The following is a 17,368-nucleotide window of genomic DNA, read 5'->3' as shown; positions in this document are numbered from 1 at the left end:
TTGTGTCAATACTATGAACGTCGAGATTCATCCTCATTTTACCTTCACCAAAAATGACAATCCGAAAATCAATCCTCCAACAAGGGCAATCCCCAATGCCCCTAATTTATTTTTCCCTTTGACTAAATAATAGGAATACCAAAAACTATAGCCCGAACCAAACAACACCACAGCCCAGAAGACCATTTTCAACATTAATCCAGCACCTTCTCAATGTCGGATTCCTTGAATTGTTTACCGAATCCGGTAATATTCAAATCCATTTTTATATTGATATCAGCATAAGGATATCGTTTATTATTCCAATCCCATTCCTCATATTCCTTCACGGTGCTAAACAATGGGCGGGCATATAATGACCAGTAGAATGGTTCTGTCTTAAATTTCTTTTGGGTTTTTTTAATCAAATTCTCGGCATTTTCTTTCAGCTTTTGTTCCAAGGCGGCTTTTAATTGTTTTTGTTTTTTCATGTCATCCGCATAATTAATCAAACTCGGCACCGATAAAATTTTAATTTCAATGGGATAGGTTACATCTATTTTAGGCGGACCGTTTCGCAGCTTGATTTTCACCTTTGTTCTGTTGGTTTTCTTAATTCTCACGGCAATTTTGTACCTTTTGTCTAAAGGGTCTTGAAAGCTTGAGAACAAATCCCTGGTGTTTTCCGTATTATCTAATAATCTCGTAATCCTTGTTTCTTCCCCTGTTAAGGTACCAATCATTTTCCCCTCCTTAAAAACAGCAGACCCAATCATCAGGACAGGATTCCCCCCTGTTTTTGGGACTTGTCCCGCCTTATACTGGTCTTCATCCCGAAACCCTGCTTCTTCCTGGTTGGAGGCACCGTATATTGCCAAAAATAGGTCCGCATCTCCGTCCGTTATCGCAAAAAAGCGGTTGAGGGTCGATTCCGGCACCAATCCTGTTTCGGCTGCCCGGTCAATTAAAAATTGATAGTACCGGTGCGGCCTTACTAAGAGTTCAGGTTTATTTTTCGAAATAAATTCCGAAGCCTTTCCCTTTGTCACAATAAGATTAGTCTCCCTGCGGATTTCCCTGTCTTTGATGGCTGTACTTAACAGCCGGTAAAAGATTTCCTTCTTTGCCAGGTCCTCAGAAACAATTAAAACCTTGTTATGACTATAGGAAATTTCCCTTGTAACAAATGAATTGGCCATGTTTCGTGCCGTGACAATGTCCGGAGCAGTCAGAGTGACAACATCCTTCCTTTCTGACCCCTCTGTCGCAGAAGCGCCTTTGACATTTAATTTTGGATTGGAAAATTGAAACGTCACATCCACCGCCTGCTCTTTTTCAATATCTATTCCTTTTGGCAGATCCATTCCAATCGCCACAACATAGGACCGTTCCTCCACTTCCTTCTTATCCCAACAGCCTGTCAGCACGAGAATGAGCGCACATAAAAGAAGCGGATACCTCATCCCTTTGCCCCCTTTATTTTTGTTACGCCCCAGAGCAGCGGCGGTAAAAAAAGAATGACGTATTTAAAATAAACGGCTATTCCCTTTCGAATGAAAAACATATTAACCTCATTGTTTTCTGGTATCATCCCCATGACCAAAATCAGCAGGGTGATAGGAACCACGACATATTCATACTCATCAATCCGAAAAACGAACCCAAATATTTTACATAGAAAAAAAATATAAACCATAAATTTCACAAATACTCCAACAAGCCAAACGGTGATAAAAAAGGTCTCGATATTGGCAATCGTTCTGCCCAGTGACACCAGCCGGATTGCTTCATTAAAAGGATAAGTAATCTTTCCAACACTTCTAAAGTCAAATACCCATAAATATGACAGGTACATAAAAGCCATAAAGATAACAGCAAATCCTAAGGAACTATATAACCCTTTCGTATAGTTTTGATGATTTTTCACAAACGGGTACATCATAGCAAGAAGGAATGCTTCTGAATATAAATACGTGTACTTAAAACTAGCCTTCGCTATTTCCCATTTACCGGTTCCAAATAAAGGAAAGGTCCTATATACTTCCCCTTCCCTTAACAGTAAAAAGGCTAAAAACCCTATTGAAAGCAAGAGATAAGGCAAAATCATCCAGGCAATCGATGCTACCGACTCCCATCCCTTCTTCGCACCCCAAAGACAAAGAAGTAAAAAACATAAGTAAATCACAAACAATGGTGTATTCGGAAAATTGATCGTAATCAGCTGCGTCACATAGCTCCTGGTATCAGATGCAGTTACAATTAAAACGTACAAAAGGAAGACCAGTCCAATGAGTAACGCAGCAGGCTTTCCAAGTGTCAGCTGGATGATTTCCAGCAGGTTCTTCGTTTCATATTTTTTCATTACAAGATTTAATAGAAAAAGCGAAGGGACGATCAGTAAAAAAGAACCGATGACAATCATCCATGCCGCATTCAGCCCATCCTCAAATAGCAGGACGATATTCATATCAGTCGCTTTTGATCCCACTGTTAAAAAAACAATGGCAAAAATCTCTCTGTATCCGACATAGTCCTTTTCGTTCCGTGCCAAACTACCACCCATCTTTACTTATTTTGTCCGGTATCTTTCGTCAAATCCTTTGATTTTGTGAAACCCGGCCGAAAGCGTTCATTGGTCAATAATTTTCGGAATACGGTATCGCCTGATGACTTATAGTTTGGCGTCATCGGTGCCATATAAGGCACCCCAAAGCTTTTGATAGAAGACAAATAAATGACACACGCCATGAAACAGCAAACCATCCCGAAGATTCCCGCAAGGCCTGCAGAAAGTAAAAAAACAAACCGGGCAATTCTGATCGTATAACTTAAGTTCACATCATTAATCGCAAAAGAAGAAAGACCTGAAAGTGCCACAACAATCACGACAATTGGACTGACGACATTCGCCTCCACTGCCGCCTGTCCTAGAATCAGTGCCCCGACAATGCCAATCGTCGGCCCAATGGGAGCAGGCACCCGAATCCCTGCTTCCCGAATCAGTTCAAAAGCGATTTCCAGCAAAAATAATTCTAAAATGGCAGGCAGCGGGACAATCTCCCGTGCCCCGGCAATCGCCAGTAACAGGTCGGTCGGGAACATTTCCACATGATAGTTCGTAATGGAAATATAGATAGAGGATGTAAATAAGGTAATAAATATCGCAATGATCCGAAGTAATCTTGTAAAATTCCCATAGATAAAGCGTAAATAATGATCATCTGCCGAATGGAAAAAAGACCAAAATGTCGCTGGAGCCACAATGGCAAATGGAGAGTTATTCATGATGACAACAACATACCCATCCTCAATATAAGAAGCTGCCCGGTCAGGCCGCTCTGTTTGTAAAATCGTCGGGACCAAGCTTCTTTTTCGATCCTCAATATGCTGGATTAACAAACTTAGATTTTGCACCGCATCCTTTGAAATGCATCCGATTCTTTCTCGCAGCTCTGCTAGTACTCTGCTGCTGGCCAATTCTTTGTTGTAGATGATGAAAACTTCATTATTGGACCGGGCTCCGACGGTCATTTTTTCGACGGTAAAGTCTTCACTGCGGATTTTCTTGCGGATCAGTGAAATATTTTCCCCTGACTTTTCCACAAAGGACTCCTTCGGCCCTAGTAATGTCGTTTCGTTCTGCGGCTTCTCCACATTCCGGCCCGCTGTCTTGGCGGTCTTCATGATATAAGCGTGGGTTATCCCATCCACCAATAACAAGGTGTCTCCTGTATTCAGTTCTTGAAAGGCCTTTCTCATTTCCTGTTCCGCATTAATTGCACTGACATATACGGCTGAGGGCACATCCTGAATGGCCATTTCTTTTGTGATTAATGGCCTAATGATATCCTCATCAACCAGCTTCGCATCCGTCAGGGACGGAATATAAAATAGCGCAGCCTTCCTGCCCATCCCGAAAATTGTAAATTCTCTCACCATGAAATCCACATTCGCAGGGTAGGAATACAGCTGTTTGATATAGTCAGTGTCTCGGTGGATATTACCGGAAAAAGTTTGCCCGGAACTGGGTTTGCCTGCCGCAGAATCGTCTTGCCCTAACGCCCCCTCATGCCGTTTTCTTTTATTAAAAAATCTCATGTCTTTTCCTCCTGATCAGCTTTGGAAAAATAAACAAGAGCTCTCCGTGTCATAAATTTCCGCTGTGATTAGGTTTTACTAAAATTGGGGTATTATGTATAAGTGTTGGGGCTGGATTTCATGTGAGGTGGATGGATGCTGGGGTGTTGGGCTGGATTTCATGTGGGGTTGATGAATGCTGGGGTGTTGGGCTGGATTCCATGTGGGGTTGATGAATGCTGGGGTGTTGGGCTGGATTCCATGTGGGGTTGATGAATGCTGGGGTGTTGGGGAATTCCTCGTGCGCGGGTTGCTTCGTCTTTTTACTTTGATGTGCTCTTTAAAGGGGGCATAGTGGCAAAATGACTTGATTCTGGCCTTCATCGCGCGGATGAAAGACGATTTGCAGTAAAATGACGGCTTTCTGGCCTTCAGCCGGGGATGAAAGACAGATCTGCTGCTAAATGACTTAAAACTGGCCTTCAGCAGGGGGATGTAAGACAAATCTGCTGCTAAATGACTTGATTCTGTCTTTCATCAGGGGGATGTAAGACAAAATTGCTGCTAAATGACTTGAATCTGGCCTTCATCAGGGGATGAAGGACAAAATTGCTGCTAAATGACTTAAAACTGTCTTTCAGCAGGGGGATGTAAGACAAAACTCCTGCTAAATGACTTGAATCTGGCCTTCAGCAGGGGGATGTAAGACAAATCTGCTGCTAAATAACTTAAAACTGTCCTTCAGCAGGGGGATGTAAGACAAATCTGCTGCTAAATGACTTGATACTGTCCTTCATCGGGCGAATGAAAGACAAATCTGCTGCTAAATGACTTGATTCTGTCTTTCATCAGGGGGATGAAAGACAAAATTGTTGCTAAATGACTTGATTCTGTCTTTCATCAGGAGGATGAAAGACAAAACTGCTGCTAAATAACTTAAAACTGGCCTTCATCGGGCGAATGAAAGACAAAATTGCTGCTAAATGACTTGATTCTGTCCTTCAGCAGGGGGATGAAGGACAAATCTGCTGCTAAATGACTTGAATCTGTCTTTCAGCCGGGGTAGTTCGCGGGGAGCTCTGCTTTTATACTTTCCTGCGCTCTTTAAACCGTTTTATAGTAGAGGGAGGCTCTGCTTTTTACCTTCCCGCGCTCTTTAAAGTACGCAATTCCCCCATTCCTTTTCCTTCATGTGCACCTAGACTGCTCATCTGTTCGGTAATCAATTTTAAAGAAGGAAACCGCACCAGCATTAGCGAATGTAAACGTAATTGGCGGCAAAAATGTCCAATTTAATCCAATCCATTGCTGGTGATAAGAGGTGGTTTCCCATGCGGATGATTATAATGAAGAGCCTTACACTGCTTTTAATCGGATTCCTTCTTCTATTCTCAATCGCTGCCCAGATTTCAGATAGATTCATCCTATGGCTTAATCCTGACACGGTATCCATTTGGGATGAACGAATGTGTTTTACGCTGGTTCCGGTCCTGTGTAACTATCTATTTCTTTTTCTATACAAGACGGTGTCCGAAATAAGATGGCTTTTTCAAGTTTGCTTTACCCTTAATACATTGCTGGTTCTGTACTATTTTTATTGTCAATCCATTTGGGATGTTGGGGGTTGGAGGTTATTTTAGAAGTAAATTTTCAACTCCTTCAACACAAAATGCCTGTACCACCATTTGATGATACAGGCCTGGATTTCAGATTTCCAAAACTTTAATCGTTGAAAAAATTTCTTCCTCTGCATCATCGGAGTTCCATTCGTCCGGGTAATACCCCAATGGATTGCAGATGATTTCCATATCATGGGACTGTTCATGATACCGGGTATGAATATGGCCAAAAATATATTTTTTCACACCGTATTTTACAGCCAGCTCGCCGAACCGTGCGCTTCCCATCATCGCATTGAAAAAGTCCCAGCTAAGGTCGTTTTTAATGAATAAGAATCGTGAAAAAGGTACAAAGTGGGTTACCATGATGACCTTTTTCCCCTGGTACTTCTCAAGCCAGCTTTCTAATTTTTCGAGATACTGATTGGTTTCTTCCTGGTCAGGCCTTAGCCAATGGGCGTACGTTTTATCAGGCCAGGTAAAATCATTGAATGTACCGATTGAAAATTGTTCCTGCGTAAATCCTTCTATTCCCAACGAGTAATCATACCAGCCGCCATCGCCGATCACCACCCAATGATCGTTCAATTCCACTGGACCATTGCCAAGATTGCCTGGAAATTGCAGCAGCGTTTGATACGCCGACTTCGAATCTTCTGCATAAACATCGTGATTCCCATTGACAAATAACAGTTTGGTTTGCGGGCAACTCTGCTGAAGCTGGAGCAGCAGATTAAGACTTTTCTCAGGGCCGGCCGTCATATCCCCGCTAATAATAAAAACATCGGGTGAATGGCTGGTGATCCATTTTTTTAAAACACCCATCATATCGGCACCCGTTTTTTTTCGATTCAGACCTTCGTGAATATCCGACAAAACCGCAATTTTCATCATGTAACTCCTATTTGTTCCTTTTTATAACAAATTCGTTGTGACATAGAATAATCCTTTTTGAAAAATACATGCCAGATGCGTTTTTCAAACGATTAACCATCTTACAGTAGTGCAGCCATAAGTTTAGGCAAAGATGCACAAGATGTACCTTTCACAAAATTTTCCCAACCGTTTTAAAGAGGGAATCCCATCTTTCTCCAGTTCCTGCCTTGCCGGTACAGCGAGCAATGACAAAAGTCTACTTACGTTCCTGTTCGCAAGTTGGACAACTTGGACAGTCCCTGCTTTTATAAAAAGGTTGACCTTCTTTTCAGGGCTTCCATTTTCCTTTGAAGCCGCCATTTTAAAAATCCTTCTTTAAAATCCTTCCTTATTAAAGTCATTTTCCCCGTTCCAGCACATCATTCTGTCCTCAAGACGCTTTATTAAAAACAATTTCCCCATTCCAGCTCACCATTCTGTCTTTAAGACCCTTTTTAAAAACAGTTCCTCCGGTCCAGCTCACCATTCTGTCTTTAAGACCCTTTTTAAAAACAGTTCCTCCGGTCCAGTACACCATTCTGTCCACAAGACCTTTATTAAAGACATTTTCCCGGTCCCAACCCGCCATTTTGTTTTTTAAATGACCCTATTAAACCCAGTTCCCAATTCCAATTATATTAAGATTTAACAATCCGATGCTCTTCTTAAATGGGAATCCTTCCAACAATTACTTTTGCAAAAAGTCCGTTTGATTGTTATACTAACTCTTGCACATCTGATATAGCGTTTGGGTAATCGCTGCGCTTAGGTGAATAGTGCCTGGCATGGTTCACCTGCGTTGAGGAAAGTCCATGCTCGCACGGTGCTGAGATGCCCGTAGTGTTCGTGCCTAGCCAATAAATAAGCTAGGGCAGTTCGGTTTCGACTGGACTGACGGCGGGAAAAAACACCTACGTCTTCGGATATGGTTGAGTATCCCTGAAAGTGCCACAGTGACGAAGCTTATATGGAAACATATAAGATGGAACGCGGTAAACCCCACGAGCGAGAAACCCAAATTTGGTAGGGGAATTATCTCGAAGGAATCAAACGGAGAGATAGACGGCTGTTCAAACAGCCGTAGATAGATGATTACCGCCTGAGTACAAGGGTAAAACCGTTTGCAGTACAAAGGAACAAAACATGGCTTACAGAACGTTATGAAACAGATGCATGCACAAAAAGAAAAACCTTCGATGGAAGGTTTATTTTTTTGCACTCAACATTACATATCAGAAGGGTCGAAGGAGTACTTCCCCCCATTTCCCCCATTAATCATCCCATTAATCATTTGATTACAATATAATAAACGCAAAAACAATCGCAAGCAGAATCCGATAATAAGCAAATGCGGAAAGTCTTACTTTATCCAGCAATTTTAGGAATCCGACACAGGCTAACAATGCTACGACAAAGGCCGTCACAAAACCAATCACAAACGTAGTGATATCTCCTGAAGTAACTGCATCTAAATTTTTCAATAAATCCAAGCCTGTTGCCCCTACCATAATGGGGAATGCCAGAATAAAGGAAAATTCAGCAGCCGTTTTTTGGCTTGCGCCCACCAGCAAACCTCCGGAAATTGTAGAACCAGCTCTTGAGAATCCAGGCCAAACCGATAAGCATTGAAAAAGACCGATATATAAAGCTTGCTTATAAGATAACTGATCAATAGTGTTCGCTGTAATCGTTGTGTTCTTTTTATCGGCATAAATTAATAATAAGGCACCCACGACTAAAGCAACTAAGACGACTGTTGTAGAAAACAGGACGTTTTTTATAAAATCATGCAATACAAGACCTACAATAGCAGCAGGTAAAATTCCTAGTAGTACGTGAAGGAGATTCAATTTATTCCCATTGTTTTTCTTTATATTAAAACTCTTAAAGTCTAAAAGTGAAAAAAACCTTTTCCAATATAAAACGACAATTGCCAGAATGGAACCTAATTGAATGACTACTTCAAATGTTTTGGCACGGTCCCCTTCGAAACCTAATAAATGACCAGTTAAGATCAGATGCCCTGTTGATGAAACGGGGAGAAATTCTGTCAGTCCTTCTACAATCCCCATGATAAAAGCAATGATGTGCTCACTCATAAAACTTTCCTCCTCATACAAACCTACCTTTTCATCATACTTGTTCATGTCCTAAAACCGATATTAAGTTTTGGTAAATTTTTTTAAGAGTTTGTTTAGCTTTAAGCCAAATAAATCCCAAAAGCCTCTGACTTTTGGGATTTATTTGTAAAGGCAAGCTTTTTGGTTACCCCTCCAAATCTCCAAAGGAACCGAAAAACTCGTAATGAATTCGTTCTTGCGGAATTCCCCATTCTTTGAGGGCACGGTAGACAGCTTTCATGAACGGGGTTGGCCCGCAGAAATAAAATTCATTGTCCTTTGATGGCAGTACTTCTTTGAGAAATTCAAGTGTAATAAAGCCATCCTTATCATATGACTTCATTTCCTTGTCCTCTTCTGTTGGTTTTTCATAAATAACAAAAGGCTTCACATTTTTAAGATTGGATGCCAGGTCATTTACATGCTTTTTAAAGGCATGGTTTTTGCCGTTTACGGCTGCGTGGATCCAATAAATCTCTTTTTGCAGCTCTTCTTCCGCCATCGTATTTAACATGCTCATTAACGGGGTTAAGCCGACGCCGCCGCTAATTAACACCAATGGCAGTTTACTTTCCCTATCTAAATAAAAGTCGCCTGCCGGAGCTGATATTGGGAGGATATCTCCCTCATTCATATTTTTATGCAAATAGGTTGAAACTACCCCTGGCGGCATCCCTTCCTGGCGCGGGTCTTCACGTCTGACACTGATGCGGTAGTAATCCAATCCCGGGCGGTCGGATAAGCTGTATTGACGCAGCTGGGTATATTCCAGGTCAGACTTGTCCAACTTGATCGTTAGATATTGTCCTGGTGTAAACTCAGCCAATTTTGCTCCGTCTTTCGGTTTTAAATAAAAGGAGGTTATGACATCGCTCTCCGGGACTTTCCGGTCGATGACAAAATCCTTAAACCCGGCCCATCCGCCAGGCTCAGTCTCTGTTGTCTTATATAACTCATTTTCCATTCGGATAAAGACATCGGAAATGACTTCATAAGCATCGGCCCAGGCATCCATAATTTCGTCTGTGGCAGCGTCCCCTAAAGTCTCTTTAATTCCGCCTAAAAGATTTTCACCGACAATCGGATAATGTTCCGGCTTGATCTGCAAACTGCGGTGTTTCTGGCCAATCCGCTCTAATACAGGCATAATCTGCGTCATATCTTCAATATTAGCTGCGGCTCCATAGACAGCGTCTGCTAAGGCTTTTGGCTGGTGACCGGTGATTTGATGTGTCATATTAAAAATATTTTTTAATTCTGGATGATGTTGAAACATACGTTTATAAAAAGCCTTGGTGATGGCTTCCCCATGCTCTTTTACAACCGGTAATGTCGCTTTAATGATTTCGAGCTTTTTGGGATCCAGTTTCTTAACGGTTTTAACAACTTCTTTCCAAGACTCTTGATTGGATAACTGCTTTTCAGTAGTACTCAAAAGAAAAACCCCCTTTTGTCATACATAGAAAGTTTGCTTCAGATGGGGTTTCTTATGTTAGGGAAATGGTGGGGGAGAATGTTTTAATAATGGAGATTATGAAATAAGGCCTCAGCTTCTGCTGAGACCTCTTGTGAAAGGTAACTTATAAAAAGGGGCGCCCCATTACCCCGCCATCCGCAATACCATCATCGCAATAATCCCAACCACAACCGTCCCTAGCAAGCTGCGTGTGACAATCGCCACAATAAAGGCAGGGAGTGCGGCAATCAGTTCCATATTGCTTTGTAATGGCTCAAGCTTTCCATTTGGCATTAATAATTCCTGCCCCACTAACGCAGCCATTACAGCGATTGGGACATAATTTAACCAGCGCATAGCCCAATCCGGCAGCTCAACTCGGCTTAAGATGGCAATCGGAAGCACCCTTGGAATAAAGGTAACCAGAGCCATCCCTAAAATAATGAAAAAAATCGACCATCTTACTTCCATTTTTCCACCGCCATTCCTATGGTGGAAGCGATAACGGTTGCTACAATCACACCCACACTGCCTGAAGTGAGCTGACTAACGACCACCACAATGATCACGGCACTAAGTGCAACTATAATATCCCTTACAATCTTTTTCCGGCTTGCCATCTGCAATACTAAAAGACCAATAAACATGCCGGGCAATGCGAAATCCAGGCCAAATTGTTCAGGGTCTGCAATCCATGCGCCAAAATAGGCCCCTGCAATGTTGGCGGCGAACCAATTTAAATAGGCAGTGACATTTAGACCATGCATCCATTTTTCACTGATAAATGTTTTACCGGCGGCTACATTCATCGCAACTCCGAAAGTTTCATCTGTCAGCAGCGAACCGATTAATATATTTTTAAATGGTGTAAGGTGGCGAAAATAAGGTGATAAGGCCGCGCTCATCAAAAGATGACGAAGGTTCACAAAGAAAATCGTAAAGATAATCGCGAAAGTAGGACTGTTTGCCCCAATCATGGCAGCTGCGATAAACTGGCCCGAACCTGCATATAAAAGCAAGGACAGCAAGCCGATTTCCATAATCGACAGGCCGGCAGTCTTTTCCACAACTCCTGCCGCAAAGCCAATGCTTAAATACCCTAAAACGGTCGGTAAACAGTCCCGCGCACCAGCCAGGAAACTGCTTTCTTCCCGCAATAGAACGTTATTTGTTAAATTCATCCTCTTCCCTCGCAATTCAAACAATTTCTATAATTATAACTTTATCACCACCATTGTATGGCTTCAATGGAATCTTTAGGAATATAAAAAACAACCCCTGCCTTACATGCAGGGGTAAAATTAAGTCAGCCTTATTACCTGACGATATGGTATACGATATATAGAAGCATGGCCCCAATTCCAATGATATAGGCAAGGAAAATCGGATTTAAGGACACCCAGTTCTTTTTAATGGTGCCGCTGATTTCTTTATCTACCTCACTGTTCCTTACATCGACTGCCCTGCCTGCTCTAAAGGTGTAAACCAGGCTGGCCACTAATAAAATCCCTATCAGAATGGATGCAATCATCATGTTCTTTTCCACCACCTTTTTTCTTTTAGGTTTAGAAAAAAACAACAGGCTGATTCATGAACCTTTTTTCCATTACAGCCAAACATTAATAGATCTTATAACGAATCAAATGCCTTCGTCCTGCTAATCCAATGGGCCAGTAAATAAATAACCATATAGATGATAAAAGAATAAAAGCTGCTCCATTTTTCCGTGCAATACATTCCCACCCATTCAAAAAAAGGTTCTCCAATAAAAGCGGAAAATGCTGAAAAAATAAATGCCTTTAGGAGAGGATGTAAGTTTGGTTTATATTGCAGCCAAAGCATCATGATCACAGGCAATAAGGAAAAGTCCCAAGGAAAGAAGGAAGGAATCGTCGGCATCACTTTCCCGGAATAATACCAAAGTCCACTAATGACCCCCATAAAATCCAGCCAGCAAGCGATAATCAAAACAAAGCAACCGGCTAAAAGAAGCCTGGCCTCACTGCCGCGTTTTCGAAAAATAAACCAGATCACCCACGGCAGAACGGAGAGGACAGCTGAAAGCCAAAACTCCCAATTCCACAGGATATTTTCCTGCCAATAGTGAAAATGATCCACTTCCACTTGATGAATTCTGTCATAAAATTCATTGCCTTTTTTGAGTTTTTCATCATCAATTAATCGTTTCATATTTCACCATAAAAAAAGAGGTACTTTACATTTTTTTTAGCTTTTCCACCAAATATTGAAACCCATACAGTAAATAAGCTTTATAGTGCAGATAAATAAAAAATTGAATATGATTAATCCGGTTCAGGCTTACAATTTTCATTTTTTTGAAGATATCAATAAACAAAAATGCAAAAAGGCCGTCAAAAATCACATTCAGGACGACAAACTTTTTAAAGCTGCCAAATGAGTACTTTAGCAGCCACAAAGAAACAGGCATATATGGACCAATACTAAAAGGAAGTTCATCCTTGAAAAAAGCGTCCTTCTTATCGTAAAACTTCCACCAATGCCGCTTATGCCCATACAAATGATTGATAATCTCAAAAATCACAATAAAAATACCTGCGAAAGAGTAACGTTTCAAATTGCGTTTACCAATAAACATCAATGATCCCCATGGAATTAAGATGATGGCTAAATTAAATATTAGATGTCTTTTTTTCATCATTTTGTCTTCACCTCAAACCCTTATTCTGTTCTTTTTATCGTATCCTATTGGCAAAAAAAACACCTATTTTTACAGGCATTGAGTAATTGACCTAAAAATGCACAATCTAAGTTAGTAGGAGGAGATAAGATGAAGAATTCAAAATTACTTTACATAGCTTTACTCATTCTTCCCTGGCTGACAGTGCCATTATTAGGCCGAAATGCATTGAAAAAATATCTTCCGGCCGCCATCTTTATGAGTACCTTCACAAAGGCATTGGATTTGTACGGTGAAAAGAAAAAATGGTGGCGGTTTTTCAAAGGGATGCCGCCTTTAGATAGCATGAATTTTTTTAACTTCGGACCTTACCTCGTATCCAGCCTTTGGGCCTTAAAATTGTTTTTTGGCAGGTTCCCATTATTTTTACTTTCTAATACCATTCTCCACATCTGCTTTATCTTTTTTGGCGGTTTAAAATTTGTGAAGCATTTTAAGGTGTTTTACCTGGATAAGCTGACCAAGTTCCAATACCTGGGCATCGACTTTTTAAGGGCGCTGCTTCTTTATGGCTTTCAGTATGTAGTTGAACTTGACTCCGAAACATCTGAGAAGAACACGAATCAGGACTCCTTAATAAAAAAAATTCTGAATCTTCTTCATTAATGACAAAATTCCTATTGACGTTACCAAAATGTGTCATGTATAGTTATAGGCAAATGAATAGGTTACCACTGGGGGAGCCGTGGGCACGGCTGAGACAAGATTGGAATCTTGGACCCTTCGAACCTGATCTAGTTCATACTAGCGGAGGAAAGTGGAGACAGAGCTCAAATAGTCCATTTTGTCATTTGCGCCGCTCCATTTTTGGGGGCGGCTTTTTATATGGGTGCCTCCTCACCCTCTGCGAAAAAATTCTAAGGAGGCCATATTGATGAGTTTTTCAGCAGAACTAAGGAAAGAGGCAGAACCGATTTTTCAAGCTATTTTTGACCACCCATTTGTACAAGGAATTGCCAACGGGAAATTGGAAAAGGAACAATTAATTCACTATGTGAAGCAGGATTTTGAGTATTTAAATTCCTTTATCCGCATCTATGGAATCGCTGTGTCAAAATGTGATAACCGCGAAGACATGGAAATGTTCAACCAGCAGATCGCCTTTATTTTAAACAGTGAAATCCACCCGCATCATAATTTTTGTCAAGCCGCCGGTGTTTCCTATGAGGAATTACAAGGGTATTCCCTGTCCCCTTCCTCGCATCATTATATCCGGCATATGTTAACCGTTGCCCATGAAGGGTCTTTAGCAGAAATTTTGGCTGTACTCCTGCCATGCCCATGGACCTATTGGGAGATTGGCAAAAAGTTAATCCAAGAAGTCAATCCAGACCCTTCCCATCCTTTTTATGAATGGATTCATTTTTACGGAAACCGGCCGGATGGAACCCAAAAGTTCTGCAAACGGCTTGATGAACTAGTCCAGGATGCATCGGAAAAGGAAAAAGCAAAGATGAAGGAGCACTTCCTCTTAAGCTGTCAGCTGGAATACCTATTTTGGGATATGGCCTTCAAACGGGAAGAATGGCCTGTTGGGCTGGAGCTGGTGAAAAGATGAAATGGAAAATGAAAGAGATTGTCCTTACTGTCATTTTAGCCGTGGCCTGCGGAGTCATTTATTTAGGCTGGTCGACACTATGGATTCCGATTTCTGCCCTTGTCGGACCGATGGGTGCGCATTTTATGTTTGGCATTTGGGTGATTGCCAGCCCTATTACTGCCTGCATTATCCGAAAACCCGGCGCAGCATTCATATCAGAGACCGCCGCTGCAGCGGTTGAATTACTAACCGGCAGCCATTTCGGGTTATCCGCTCTTATGGTGGGTGTTTTTCAAGGCATTGGAGCAGAAATTGCCTTTGCCCTGTTCCGGTACAAACGCTATCACGTATCAGTGTTAATGCTCTCAGGCGCCTTAGCCGCTTGCGGCAGCATGGCCTATAACCTGCTGGCCAACGGCTTTAGCTATTACACTGCTGAAGTATTGGTATCAACCTTAGTAATTCAAGTAATCAGCGGCATCCTGCTTGGCGGCCTGCTGGCCAAAGTGGTTGTGGGATCTCTTGTCAAAACAGGCGTGCTGGACCAATACGAAATCATGAAGGAAAGAAGAAAACAAGGCCATGCAGACGAATATGTATCTGGGCTGTAATCATCTTTCTGTTCGTTTTTACCAGCATCGCAAAAAGATTGTCGATGACATTACCTTATCGATCCACCCTGGTGAAAAACTATTAATTTTAGGACCCAGCGGCTGCGGAAAATCGACGTTAATTTCCGCCCTTTCAGGGATTATTCCGGAATTTTTGGATGCAGAAGTGACAGGTGAAGTCGTACGCAGGGAACGTGCCGGTGTGATGTTCCAGGACCCTGATTCGCAATTTTGCATGCTTCATGTAGACGAAGAAATTGCCTTCAGCCTGGAAAATCGGAGGATTCCGCGCGGGAAGATGGATGAGATGATTTCAGACGTCATGGATAAAGCAGGGTTGAACATCGATAAACGAACATCCATTGAGTCACTTTCCGGCGGGATGAAGCAGCGGTTGGCACTCGCCTGCATATTGGCGCTGGATCCGGAAGTCTTGTTTTTTGACGAACCAACGGCACAGCTTGATCCTCAAGGGAGAATAGAAATCTTTGAGTTGTTAAAGAACCTCTCCCGGCAGACCGGCCAAACGATGGTATTTGTCGAACATGTGCTGGATGGCTGTATTGAATGGATGGACCGGGTCATTCTTTTGAATAAAGACGGCCGGATGATTGGCAGCGGCAAACCTGAAGAAGTATTGAGGGAATTCGATGCGGAGATCAAGGAGGCCGGAATTTGGCGGCCAAAGCTTTTCCCTGTGAAATGGAATGATGTGGTGGAGAATCATGACCATCCCGTATCTGCTGAGCTTACAAGATTCATAGAGACACGATCAGAGGAACATCGTTTTGTAGGAGGAAACCCGATGATTCGGGTAGAAGACGCGACAATCGGTTATGGTAAAAAAGCTATTGTTCAAGATCTCAATCTTACCATTCATAAAGGAGAATGGATTTCGATTGTCGGAAAAAATGGCAGCGGTAAAAGTACATTTTTAAAAAGTCTGGCCCGCTTAGAATCTTTGAGAAAGGGAAAGATTTACTTTTTAGAAAAAGAACTCTCTAAATGGCCGGATGTGGAGCTGTATGAGAAGGCCGGATTTGTATTTCAAAACCCGGAACTGCAATTTATTGCCGATATGGTCTTTGAAGAAATCGCCTTTGGCGGCCGCCAGCGAAATTGGACGGAAGAACAGATTCAGGAGAAAACCCATCAGCTGCTGCGGGAATTTGGACTAGAGGCCCATCGTGATGCCCACCCTTTCACCTTGAGTCTCGGCCAGAAACGGCGATTAAGTGTGGCAACGATGTTATTGTTTGACCAGGATGTATTATTGCTGGATGAGCCCACTTTTGGCCAGGATGAAAAAACGGCGAAGGAACTGATTAAAAAATTAAAGGAAAGGCAGGCACAAGGCACCACCATCATTATGGTGACCCATGATATGAATCTAGTGGATCAATGTTCAGACAAAGTTCTGCTTTTAAAAAATGGAAAAGCAGCTTATTACGGCACCCCTTATTCATTATTTATGAACGAGGTGCTGCTGGAGGACAGTTCGTTGGTCCCTCCTCTTCATTACAAGTTAGTTCATGCAAGAAAGGAGCTGAGTCTTGTATGAAAGGAAATCATTCCTGGCTGTCATCTCTAAATCCTGCCTGCAAGCTGTTTGCCCACCTGCTCGTGATGTTTATGCTAATGGCCATCTCGGATTTTAGAGAGACACTCGCTATCTGGCTGCTTGCTGTGGCCATTGGAATTTCGATTGGCGGTTGGAGAATTTCTTATTTGTTAAAAAGGCTTCTCCCCTATTTTGGCTTTTTTGTGATGATTTTTTGGATGATGGCTGCATTTGGGAAAGGTGAAGAAACAATCTGGAGCTGGGCCTGGTTTCATGTCACGAAAGAGAGCGTCAGTCATGGTCTGACGATTTCCTTACGGATGCTGGGGTTCGTTACATATGGTCTATTATTCACATCGACCACCGATTTAACCTCGTTCATCATGAGCCTGATTCATCAATGCAGGCTTTCACCTAAATGGGCGTACGGGTTACTAGCAGGATTTCGTTTCATTCCCCTGTTCCAATCCGAACTCAGCCAAATGAAAGCCGCCCATAAGATTCGCGGATACAAGCAGAAAAACAGCTGGAAAGCCTTTGCCAGATACTCCCTGCCCCTCTTCACCCAGGGGATTCGAAAATCGGAACGGATCGCCATCGCCATGGAAGCGCGCGGATTTACCGGCAGCAGAGACCGGACGTACTATCAAACAACCAAACTTGCGGGGAAAGATTTTGTTTATTTCATTGGTTTGATGGTTGTAGTTTTTGGGGTGTGGATGGCAGGTTTCGTTTTATAAGGGGAATCCTCAGTATACTTAGCGACGAAAT

The 17,368-nt window shown here is 42.2% G+C and carries 17 protein-coding genes, 1 other RNA gene and 1 riboswitch; of the genes, 6 read left to right on the top strand and 12 right to left on the bottom strand.

From position 1 onward, the window contains the following. Positions 1 to 33: 33 nt before the first annotated feature. The 5 genes from M3183_RS04110 to M3183_RS04090 form a co-directional block, all read right to left on the bottom strand. Positions 34 to 195 (bottom strand): hypothetical protein, encoded by a 162-nt coding sequence (locus tag M3183_RS04110; RefSeq protein ID WP_251466762.1) that lies wholly within the window; start codon positions 193 to 195, stop codon positions 34 to 36. Beyond that, positions 195 to 1,442 (bottom strand): Ger(x)C family spore germination protein, encoded by a 1,248-nt coding sequence (locus M3183_RS04105; RefSeq protein WP_251466760.1) that lies wholly within the window; start codon positions 1,440 to 1,442, stop codon positions 195 to 197. The genes M3183_RS04110 and M3183_RS04105 overlap by 1 nt, the downstream gene beginning before the upstream one ends. After that, a complete protein-coding gene (locus tag M3183_RS04100; protein ID WP_251466758.1) occupies positions 1,439 to 2,530 on the bottom strand; it encodes a GerAB/ArcD/ProY family transporter in 1,092 nt (363 codons plus the stop codon). The genes M3183_RS04105 and M3183_RS04100 overlap by 4 nt, the downstream gene beginning before the upstream one ends. Positions 2,531 to 2,544: 14 nt before the next feature. Continuing rightward, on the bottom strand, positions 2,545 to 4,077 hold the full coding sequence (locus M3183_RS04095; protein ID WP_251466756.1) for a spore germination protein: 1,533 nt from the start codon (positions 4,075 to 4,077) through the stop codon (positions 2,545 to 2,547). Between the two features lie 1,685 nt (positions 4,078 to 5,762). Next, positions 5,763 to 6,566, bottom strand: coding sequence for a metallophosphoesterase (locus M3183_RS04090; RefSeq protein WP_251466754.1), 804 nt, complete (start codon positions 6,564 to 6,566; stop codon positions 5,763 to 5,765). 768 nt (positions 6,567 to 7,334) lie between these two features. On the opposite strand from M3183_RS04090, the gene rnpB reads away from it, so the two are divergent. Continuing rightward, an RNA gene (rnpB, locus tag M3183_RS04085) (RNase P RNA component class B) lies at positions 7,335 to 7,746 on the top strand. A gap of 139 nt (positions 7,747 to 7,885) precedes the next feature. On the opposite strand, the gene bacA is transcribed toward rnpB, so the two are convergent. From bacA to M3183_RS04050, 7 genes are all read right to left on the bottom strand, one after another. Further along, positions 7,886 to 8,689: an undecaprenyl-diphosphate phosphatase gene (bacA, locus tag M3183_RS04080; RefSeq protein ID WP_251466752.1), complete on the bottom strand. Its 804-nt coding sequence runs from the start codon at positions 8,687 to 8,689 to the stop codon at positions 7,886 to 7,888. Positions 8,690 to 8,855: 166 nt separating this feature from the next. Then, positions 8,856 to 10,145 carry an NO-inducible flavohemoprotein gene (gene hmpA / locus M3183_RS04075; protein ID WP_311315344.1) on the bottom strand — a complete coding sequence of 430 codons (1,290 nt, stop codon included), beginning with the start codon at positions 10,143 to 10,145 and terminating at the stop codon, positions 8,856 to 8,858. A 165-nt stretch (positions 10,146 to 10,310) separates the two neighbouring features. Then, positions 10,311 to 10,637 (bottom strand): AzlD domain-containing protein, encoded by a 327-nt coding sequence (locus tag M3183_RS04070; RefSeq protein WP_251466750.1) that lies wholly within the window; start codon positions 10,635 to 10,637, stop codon positions 10,311 to 10,313. Further along, positions 10,628 to 11,347 (bottom strand): AzlC family ABC transporter permease, encoded by a 720-nt coding sequence (locus M3183_RS04065; protein WP_251466748.1) that lies wholly within the window; start codon positions 11,345 to 11,347, stop codon positions 10,628 to 10,630. The genes M3183_RS04070 and M3183_RS04065 overlap by 10 nt, the downstream gene beginning before the upstream one ends. A 134-nt stretch (positions 11,348 to 11,481) precedes the next feature. Next, positions 11,482 to 11,700, bottom strand: a complete 219-nt coding sequence (locus M3183_RS04060; protein ID WP_251466746.1) for a hypothetical protein — start codon at positions 11,698 to 11,700, stop codon at positions 11,482 to 11,484. 95 nt (positions 11,701 to 11,795) lie between these two features. Then, entirely contained in the window at positions 11,796 to 12,356 is a 561-nt protein-coding gene (locus M3183_RS04055; RefSeq protein WP_251466744.1) for a CBO0543 family protein, read from the bottom strand. A gap of 25 nt (positions 12,357 to 12,381) precedes the next feature. Then, on the bottom strand, positions 12,382 to 12,846 hold the full coding sequence (locus M3183_RS04050; protein ID WP_251466742.1) for a hypothetical protein: 465 nt from the start codon (positions 12,844 to 12,846) through the stop codon (positions 12,382 to 12,384). Between the two features lie 129 nt (positions 12,847 to 12,975). Between M3183_RS04050 and M3183_RS04045 the strand changes: the two genes are divergently transcribed. From M3183_RS04045 to M3183_RS04025, 5 genes are all read left to right on the top strand, one after another. Next, positions 12,976 to 13,491, top strand: a complete 516-nt coding sequence (locus M3183_RS04045) for a hypothetical protein (RefSeq protein WP_251466740.1) — start codon at positions 12,976 to 12,978, stop codon at positions 13,489 to 13,491. 60 nt (positions 13,492 to 13,551) lie between these two features. Beyond that, a riboswitch (TPP riboswitch) is annotated at positions 13,552 to 13,658 on the top strand. 101 nt (positions 13,659 to 13,759) lie between these two features. Further along, positions 13,760 to 14,443 (top strand): thiaminase II, encoded by a 684-nt coding sequence (gene tenA / locus M3183_RS04040; RefSeq protein ID WP_251466738.1) that lies wholly within the window; start codon positions 13,760 to 13,762, stop codon positions 14,441 to 14,443. Then, entirely contained in the window at positions 14,440 to 15,036 is a 597-nt protein-coding gene (locus M3183_RS04035; RefSeq protein ID WP_251466736.1) for an ECF transporter S component, read from the top strand. The genes tenA and M3183_RS04035 overlap by 4 nt, the downstream gene beginning before the upstream one ends. After that, positions 15,008 to 16,597: an ABC transporter ATP-binding protein gene (locus tag M3183_RS04030; RefSeq protein WP_251466734.1), complete on the top strand. Its 1,590-nt coding sequence runs from the start codon at positions 15,008 to 15,010 to the stop codon at positions 16,595 to 16,597. Before M3183_RS04035 ends, M3183_RS04030 begins: the two co-directional genes overlap by 29 nt. Continuing rightward, a complete protein-coding gene (locus M3183_RS04025) occupies positions 16,594 to 17,337 on the top strand; it encodes an energy-coupling factor transporter transmembrane component T family protein (protein WP_251466732.1) in 744 nt (247 codons plus the stop codon). Before M3183_RS04030 ends, M3183_RS04025 begins: the two co-directional genes overlap by 4 nt. Positions 17,338 to 17,368 lie beyond the last annotated feature (31 nt).

Source organism: Neobacillus mesonae (assembly GCF_023715155.1).
GTDB lineage: Bacteria > Bacillota > Bacilli > Bacillales > Cytobacillaceae > Neobacillus > Neobacillus mesonae_A.
This window is presented reverse-complemented; position numbering and strand designations above follow the sequence as displayed.